The following is a 7,676-nucleotide window of genomic DNA, read 5'->3' as shown; positions in this document are numbered from 1 at the left end:
GCATCGCAGGCATGAATCTGCTCGACTCCATCATCATCTTCTGGAACACAATGAAGCTCTGCGAGGTCGTTGCAAACCAGAAACGCGATGGAAAGCTGCTATCGCCCGATCTCTTGGCCCATGTTTCGCCGCTCGGATGGGAACACATCAATCTCACCGGAGAATATCGCTGGCCAAAGCCTTAGCGTAGGATTCCGCCCCCTCCCGCAAACGACCCCCAACAGACCCTTGGCGACTTCCATGAATTCGGCTTTGCCATATCCAACTCCGAACTTCGGGAAGTACGTCACGACATCGTCAGTCAGAATGTCGAGAATGGTGGGATCGCCACTGTCGATTTTCCGGAAATAGTCGGTGGCGACGGCGATGCGCTCTTGGGTCAGCTCTGCATTCGGCACTCTATGAACTCCTGAAATGCGGAAGCATTATCCGCTGTGGCTTCGAGAATAATGGGCCCTGCAGGATCAGCCGATCTGCTGCCCGGAATTCAACGGAGCGCTGAGGCGCGGAAGCGATCGTCCTTCAGTTATCCGCGTGACACGCCCGTCGCGCATCGATTCAGACCAGGACGCCCCCTGACACATCTATCACCGCGCCAGCTGTGTAGCTTGCAGCGGGACTAACGAGGTAACTGACGGCGCCCGCCACTTCTTCAATCGTGGCGATCCGACGGATGGGATGCATATCGATGACGGCCTGCGGAAAATTCTCAGCGACTTCCCCGGTCATGTCGGTCGGCATGATGCCAGGTTGGACGACGTTGACGGTAATGTTGCGTGGGCCAAGATCACGTTGCACCCCGCGGGCATATCCTGCGATTGCTGCCTTGGTTCCTGCGTAGTCGGCAATTCCCGGCACGATCGCTCGGGTGCCCAGGCCGGAACCGATGAAGACAATGCGGCCACCGTCAGAGATTTTCTGCGCCGCCGCACGCGTGATCGCCACGGTCCCAAGCACATTTACCATCCACTGCCTGTCGAACGCAGCGGAATCGAGCGTCGGATCGTCGACCAATTTTCCTTGGACGGCGATTGCGGCGTTGTTGATCAAGATGTCGAGCTTGCCGAGTTCAGCTACGACCTGCTCGACCATGGGCTGGGCGGCGGACGTATCCGCTTGATCGCATCGGATCGCGAGAGCGCGAACGCCTTTGGCCCTCACCACCTCGGCGACGGACTCGGCTTTATCGGCCGAAGCAGCGTAGGTGATAGCAATATCGGCTCCCTGATCGGCGAGCGTCGCCGCCAGCACGGCGCCAAGGCCCCGAGAGCCACCCGTGATGATAGCGACTTTGCCGTCCAAAACTTTCGACATCGGCGGTTCCTTTCTGAAGTCTAATGGCGGGCTGACGGCTAAGCGACGTTGACGCCTTTCCAGAAGGCGATGTGATCCTTGATGGAGTGCGCCGCCGGAGAAGGGTCGGCGTAGGTCCAGGCGGCGTTTGCATTGCGCCGGTCGCCGACCTGGAGATGAAAGTATTGCGCCGTCCCCTTCACGGGACAGACAGACGTGTGCTCGCTCGGTGCCAGATACTGCCGGTCAACCGATTGAGGCGGGAAATAATGGTTTCCATCCACGACCATAGTCTCGTCGCTGACCGCGAGGGTGGCATCGTTCCAAACTGCTGAGACCAAACCGGACTCCTCTTTTAATTTTCAGCCACTTGCATCGACCAGTGGCCCTATCTGGCGGGACAAATCAGTTTGCCGGAGTTTGTCCGGCAAGCAGCTTGTCGAGCGAGCCATCTGCATCGAGCGCAGCGAGATCGTCGGAGCCGCCGACATGCGTCTCGTTGATGAAGATCTGCGGCACGGTGCTTCGCCCCGACGACTCGATCATCGCCTTCCGGTGTGCAGGATCGGCTTCGATATCAAGCTCGGTGAATGCCACGCCCTTCTCTTGAAGGAGCGCCTTCGCGCGGCGGCAGAACGGGCACCAACTCGTGGTGTAGATGAGAACCTCAGGCTTCATGTTGTGTCTCCAATCGTTGAGGGATGACGGGCCGGCCGGATTCGCGGGGGTCATCCGAAGGTGAAGGCAAAGGCTTGCGCCCCCGGGTAGAGAAGCTCGATTTCGAAGGTGCACTCGTGGACCTCACCGCTCTGGCGTCCGAGTTGTTTGAGGCGCTGGCCATCACGCCGCCATCTTCCGGACCGTGTCCAAAACCCGGTCTTGCCGGTATGGCTTGGCGAAGAACACAACGTCCGCTGGAACGACGGCCTCGACCGGCCAAGGCCTCCCGGACGTGATGATGATCTGGATGGTCGGCCACCGCCGGCGGATGCAAATGGCGAGCATGATGCCATCGATCCCGCCGGGCATGTTCACGTCCGTGAACACGACGCGCACATCCAGTCGTTCCTCCAAGGTCATAAGCGCGGCGGATGCATTCGGCGCCTGCAAGACTTCGAAACCTGCCTCCTCGATCATGTCCGTCGCAAACAGACGGAGAAGTGGTTCGTCTTCGACGACGAGCACCACGGGTTTCACCATTCCACCCATACTCCCATCAACCTTGAACCAGGTGACGCATGGAGGCGTGCAGATCGGCCGTTAACCCGGCGGGCTCGTAGCGAACATCGACGCCCCCGGTGCCGACCAGGCCGATGTTGATCAGCTTCGATCCAAAGCCTCGGCGAGTTGGCGGCACAACCGGAGGCCCACCCCGTTCTCGCCATTTCACGCGGAGAAGGTCGTCGTCCAGGCCGACCTCGACTTCCCACGACAGCGAGACGTGGCCATCGTCACTGGTCAGCGCGCCGTATTTGCAGGCGTTGGTCAGTAACTCGTGGACGATGAGGGAGAACGAGAGCGCCGCTCGTGGCCCCAGCGCCACCGCCGGCCCACTCATGTCGACCCGATCTGAGAACCCGATCGCGTCGATCACTGTCGCTGCGACAGCTTGTAGATCAGCTTGTGTCCAACTCTTTTGAAGCAAGGCGTCGTGCGCCGCGCTCAGAGCCATCAGCCGACGCTCGAAGGCGTAGACCGCTTCGCGATCGGTGACGCTTCGCAGCGTTTGGCTGGCGATGGCCTGAACCATGGTGAGCATGTTCTTCAGGCGGTGAGCAATTTCGCCGTTCACTATGAGTTGCTGCTGCTCGGTACGATGCCTCGCGACGCCTGCCTCAAGCCGGTCCGCCGCACTTCGCAGGAACGAGATTTCCTCTGCGGGCCAAGGTCGGGGATGCGCCGAATGAACGAAGAAGACGGCGATGGTTTTGCCACGATCTCGAACCGGCATATCGACCAACGACCGAACGCCGACCCGCATTGCGCTCTCGAGATTGTGCAGAGTGCGATCGTCGGTCAGGGCGTCCCAAACGACGAGCGGGTCGCCAACGACGAGCGGCTCGCGCAAGCTCCCATACTCGTCGAGACGGTGGCGCCCGGCAATGCTCACGGCCCCCGGCGCCGTCCAATCGGTTTCGACGTCAATCGTATCGACGTCCTCGTTGACGGATCCGAACCCGGCTCGGTCTGCGGAGAGCGCTCGGCCGACGATGGCGGCGGTCGCCGAAGCCATCCCTGCGGTATCGTGGCTGCTCCGAATGGTTTCGCCGATTTCGACCAGGGCGGTCTGCAAGGCTGTGAGGCGCTCGCTCGCCGTTGCGATCCGGCGGAGTTCGAGATTTTCGCTGGCGAGACGGGCGAGCGCCTGCAGCATCGCCTTTTCCATATCGCTGAGCCCTTCAGGCCGCGGAACGGTATCGATGACGCACAGGCGACCTACGATCGCTCCGGATCGCAGGACGAGCGGTGCGCCAGCGTAGGCGCGAAAGTGCCGGGCGCCTGTGACGAGCGGATTGCGCTTGGTCCGCGCATCATTTGTGAGATCGACGATCTCGAGAAGATCGCCCTGATCGATCTCGATCCGACAGACCGAGTGTTCGATCTCCGTCTCGCATACCTCAAGCCCGTACTTGGCTTTGAACCATTGCCGGTCAGTATCCAGCAGGGTGATGAGCGCGATGGGAACGTCACAGGCCTTTGCGGCGACAAAAACGAGATCGTCGAAGGCTTGCTCATCCGGTGTGTCGAGCACCATGAGGTCTGCAAGCGCCCGCACCCGCTGTGCCGCCCCGAAATCGGTTCTGTCAGCGCTCAGGCTCACCGCAGTTCTCCTGGATGATGCCTCGAAGGTCGAGCGTGGCCGATCATCGGCGTTTCCCGCGTCATGTCAGTGCCCCCTCATGCGGGGCGGCCACTGCGATGACGGCACGCCCGCTTGGCCGCTCTGATCGGCGATGGGGTTACCGACGGCGAGGACGATCTTGCCCTGGATATGGCCTGCCTCTGCGCGTTCGTGAGCGGCGGCCGCTTCGGAAAGGGGGTATGTGCTGTCGACGGCGACGCGAACCGCGCCGCTGTCGAGCAAGCGAGCTAGCTGGGCCAACTGGTCGCCACTGGAACGCACCTGCGTCGCCGAAACGGTCACTCCCCGGTCGGCAGCTTCATCATGTCCGGCAAAGCCAAGGGGAAAAATCGGGAACAGCGCTCCGCCCCGACGTATGGTCCGAAGGAAGCGGCCGGAGGTCGGACCGCCGACGGCATCGACGACAAGATCGATGTCTCGCACATCGTCTTCGGGTTTGGTCTTCGTGTAGTCGATGAACTCGTCGGCACCCAGTTCGCGGAGGAACGCTTCGTGCCGGGTTGAAGCGACAGCGATGACACGCGCGCCTTCGTGCTTTGCCAACTGCAATGCCAGATGACCGACACCCCCTGCAGCGCCGTTGATCATAACGCTCTTCCCAGCCAACGGGACCGGGCTGTGGCGCTCGGACTGCAGCGGGTTCTGCTCGTTATGGCCTAGCTCGATCAGGAACTGCCAAGCGGTCAGCCCCGACATGGGAACGGCGGCTGCATGAATGTGGTCCAGGTGTCGGGGCTTGGCCGCAAGGTCGGAAGCAGGCGCGGAAACATACTCGGCGTATCCCAGGCTCTCGCCGAAGCTGGGAAAGCGGATCATTCCGAAAACTTCATCGCCCGGCGAGAACGCGGTCACATCGTCGGCGACCTTCTCGACGATCCCGGACACATCCGAGCCCGGTATGGCGGGGAATGTCACCGACGGCCGCCACTCGGGCGGCAGAGCCTTGTATCCCTCGCGGAGATACCAGTCGGGCGGGTTGAGGCCTGCCGCTTGTACACGGACGAGCACCTCTCCCGGCTTTATCACAGGTGTCAGCGCGTCCTCATAGCGAAGAACATCGGGAGCGCCGAACTCATGGAAGCGGATCGCCTTCATTTTTTTGTCCTCCGATCAGATGCGTTCGAGGAGGGCGACAGTGCCTTGACCACCATCGGCGCAGATGCTGACGATCCCTCGAGATCCGACCGGCATGGCCCACAGCTCTTTCACAGCTTGGCTGAGATCACGCGCGCCGGTCGCGCCGAAGGGATGTCCGATGGCTACCGAGCCGCCGTTCGGATTGACGCGATCCCAATCGAAGTTGCCCATCTCAGCCGAAACACGGGCCTTCTCTCGGACCCAGTTCGGATCGGTGATGGCCGCGACGTTGGCCAGCACCTGTGCCGCGAAGGCCTCGTGGATTTCCCAAAGTGCGATGTCGGCGAAGCCAAGGTGATGGCGCGCGAGAAGTCGTGGAACGGCATATGACGGCGCCATCAGCAGCCCCTCCGTGCGCAGGTCGACCGCCGAGACTTCGTAGTCGATTATCCGCGCATAGGGCGTGCCATCGGGCAGCCTCTTCAGACCCTCCTCGTTGGACACCCAACAGCCGGCCGCCCCATCCGTGATGGGGGAGCTGTTGCCGGCTGTCAGGCTACCCATTCCGCTCTCACGATCGAAGGCGGGCTTCAAACCGGATAGACGTTCGGCGGATGTGTCCGCGCGCGGGTTCGCATCGCGGGAAAGCTCCGGCAACGAGATCACGAGGTCATCGAAGAAGCCGCCGTTCCAGCCGGCGACGGCGCGCTGGTGGCTTTTTAGAGCCCAGTCATCCTGAGCCTCACGCGAGATGCGCCACGCCTTGGCGGTCTCCTCCATGTGATCGCCCATCGTCCTGCCCGTAAGGCGGTTGGCCCAGCCCTTCGTGGGGAGCACATAGTCTTGAGGGGTCAACGCCCCCAGGGCGGCAAGTGCTGCGGCCGGATCCTGCGCGAAGAGATCGGTGAGTCGTTTAGATGCCTCAGCGGTGAGAGCGAGCGATGGTCGGCTCATGACCTCAGACCCGCCGACCAGTATCAGGTTGAGCCCGCCGCCGAGCATCCCGGCTGCGGCGAAGCTCGCGGTCATGCTGGTCGAGCACGCTAGGACTACGGAGAATGCTGGAACGTTGGGGTTGAGCTTCGCGTCCAGCCAGATTTCGCGAGCGATATTGCTCCAGCCCAGGTTCGGGATGACGGTTCCCCAGATCGTCAGATCGGGCTCCGCAAGCTTCGCCATTTCTTGGACGACTGGCACTGACAATGAGGCCGCGTCATAATTTGCCAGCGCTCCTCCGCCACGGCCGAATGGTGTCCGCAAGCCTGCGGCTATGAAAACTGGTTCAGCGAAGCGGCTCACGGTGATCTCCCAAAGCAAAAGATTCTAATTAGACGAGGTGGCGTGGTGCGGTCCGCTGACGGCAGGCGCCGCCCGTCAGGGCGTCTCCCCATCCCTGAGGTCGATAACCATCTTTCCGATGTTTTTTCCGGCGAAGAGATCGAGGAACGCCGACGGGGTTCTCTCGAGGCCGTGAACAACCGTCTCCTGCCATTTGACCTTCCCATCGGCGATCCACCGGGTGACGTCGCGCTGGAAATCCTCCCAAACCGACATGTTGTGGATGGTGACGAAGCCTTGCAGCAGGAGGCTCTTCTCAATAACCGCATAGATATTGCGGGGACCGACCGGCTCGCTGTTGTATTGCTCGATCATTCCGCACAGAGCGAAGCGTGCGAAGTCATTGGCCGCCTCAAGCGCCGCTTCCAGGTGCGTGCCACCGACGTTGTCGAAATAGATGTCGACACCCTTAGGCGCAGCTTCGCGAAGTGCTGCGACCATGTCGTCCGTATTCTTGTAGTTTATCGTGGCATCAGCGCCTGCTTCCTCGCGCAGCCAACGCAATTTGTCCTCGCCGCCCGCGGACGCAACGACTCGGCATTCCTTGATCTTTGCGATTTGGACAGCGAGCGATCCGACAGAACCCGCTGCTGCTGACACGAACACAGTTTCGCCAGCTCGCGGCTTTCCGATCTGGAGCATGCCGATGTAGGCGGCGAAGCCTGGGAAACCGAGCGGGCCCAGATACGCCTGCTCTGGAATCGTCGTATCGATCCTAGTAGCGGATGCGGCGTCGATGATCGCGCGGTCGCGCCAGCCGGCAAAGTGGCTCACGACCTCGCCAGGGCTGAACCGTTCATCCTTGCTTTCGACTATGACGCCGATCGCGGCGCCATCCAGAGGCTCGCCAACTTGGAAGGGCGGCATATAGCTTTCTCGACCGGTCATGCGGCCGCGCATGTAAGGGTCAACGGAGAGCCACCGGTTGGCGACGAGCAGTTGTCCTCGCTCTGGCGCGGGGAGATCCTGCTCGACGAGTTCGAAGTTGTTGGCCTGCGGTAGCCCTTCGGGACGACTTTTAAGGTGAAATTGACGGGCCATGATGGTCATGGGCGAAGCCTTTCCCGGACAGAGCTTGAGCTGGGCGCTCCCGCGTGATGGGATG

General features: G+C 61.5%; 10 protein-coding genes. 1 reads left to right on the top strand and 9 read right to left on the bottom strand.

Annotated elements, in window-relative coordinates:
- The coding region (locus ABIB58_RS15715; RefSeq protein WP_354042677.1) for a Tn3 family transposase at window positions 1–185 on the top strand (185 nt) is incomplete at its 5' end.
- A gap of 373 nt (window positions 186–558) precedes the next feature.
- On the opposite strand, the gene ABIB58_RS15710 is transcribed toward ABIB58_RS15715, so the two are convergent.
- The 9 genes from ABIB58_RS15710 to ABIB58_RS15670 all read right to left on the bottom strand — a co-directional run bounded on the left by ABIB58_RS15710 (window position 559) and on the right by ABIB58_RS15670 (window position 7,621).
- Window positions 559–1,314, bottom strand: coding sequence for an SDR family NAD(P)-dependent oxidoreductase (locus ABIB58_RS15710; RefSeq protein ID WP_024350784.1), 756 nt, complete (start codon window positions 1,312–1,314; stop codon window positions 559–561).
- Window positions 1,315–1,352: 38 nt separating this feature from the next.
- Window positions 1,353–1,634, bottom strand: a complete 282-nt coding sequence (locus tag ABIB58_RS15705) for a DUF427 domain-containing protein (protein ID WP_024350785.1) — start codon at window positions 1,632–1,634, stop codon at window positions 1,353–1,355.
- Window positions 1,635–1,698: 64 nt separating this feature from the next.
- Window positions 1,699–1,971, bottom strand: coding sequence for a glutaredoxin 3 (grxC, locus tag ABIB58_RS15700; protein ID WP_024350786.1), 273 nt, complete (start codon window positions 1,969–1,971; stop codon window positions 1,699–1,701).
- Window positions 1,972–2,021: 50 nt separating this feature from the next.
- Window positions 2,022–2,201, bottom strand: coding sequence for a hypothetical protein (locus ABIB58_RS15695; protein ID WP_081651911.1), 180 nt, complete (start codon window positions 2,199–2,201; stop codon window positions 2,022–2,024).
- Window positions 2,134–2,493 carry a response regulator gene (locus ABIB58_RS15690; RefSeq protein ID WP_035449975.1) on the bottom strand — a complete coding sequence of 120 codons (360 nt, stop codon included), beginning with the start codon at window positions 2,491–2,493 and terminating at the stop codon, window positions 2,134–2,136. Before ABIB58_RS15690 ends, ABIB58_RS15695 begins: the two co-directional genes overlap by 68 nt.
- Window positions 2,494–2,509: 16 nt before the next feature.
- Window positions 2,510–4,114, bottom strand: a complete 1,605-nt coding sequence (locus tag ABIB58_RS15685) for a sensor histidine kinase (protein ID WP_299176538.1) — start codon at window positions 4,112–4,114, stop codon at window positions 2,510–2,512.
- A 66-nt stretch (window positions 4,115–4,180) separates the two neighbouring features.
- Window positions 4,181–5,251 (bottom strand): NADP-dependent oxidoreductase, encoded by a 1,071-nt coding sequence (locus ABIB58_RS15680; RefSeq protein ID WP_024350788.1) that lies wholly within the window; start codon window positions 5,249–5,251, stop codon window positions 4,181–4,183.
- Window positions 5,252–5,266: 15 nt separating this feature from the next.
- The gene (locus tag ABIB58_RS15675) at window positions 5,267–6,532 is read right to left on the bottom strand and encodes a thiolase family protein (protein ID WP_024350789.1); all 1,266 of its coding nucleotides are present in this window, start codon (window positions 6,530–6,532) and stop codon (window positions 5,267–5,269) included.
- Between the two features lie 75 nt (window positions 6,533–6,607).
- Window positions 6,608–7,621 carry an NADP-dependent oxidoreductase gene (locus tag ABIB58_RS15670; protein WP_024350790.1) on the bottom strand — a complete coding sequence of 338 codons (1,014 nt, stop codon included), beginning with the start codon at window positions 7,619–7,621 and terminating at the stop codon, window positions 6,608–6,610.
- Window positions 7,622–7,676: the final 55 nt, after the last annotated feature.

The organism is Brevundimonas sp. UYEF29 (assembly GCF_040546195.1).
GTDB classification, from domain to species: domain Bacteria; phylum Pseudomonadota; class Alphaproteobacteria; order Caulobacterales; family Caulobacteraceae; genus Brevundimonas; species Brevundimonas huaxiensis.
Note: the sequence above shows the minus strand (reverse complement) of the source record. Positions and strands in the feature narration are given on the sequence as shown.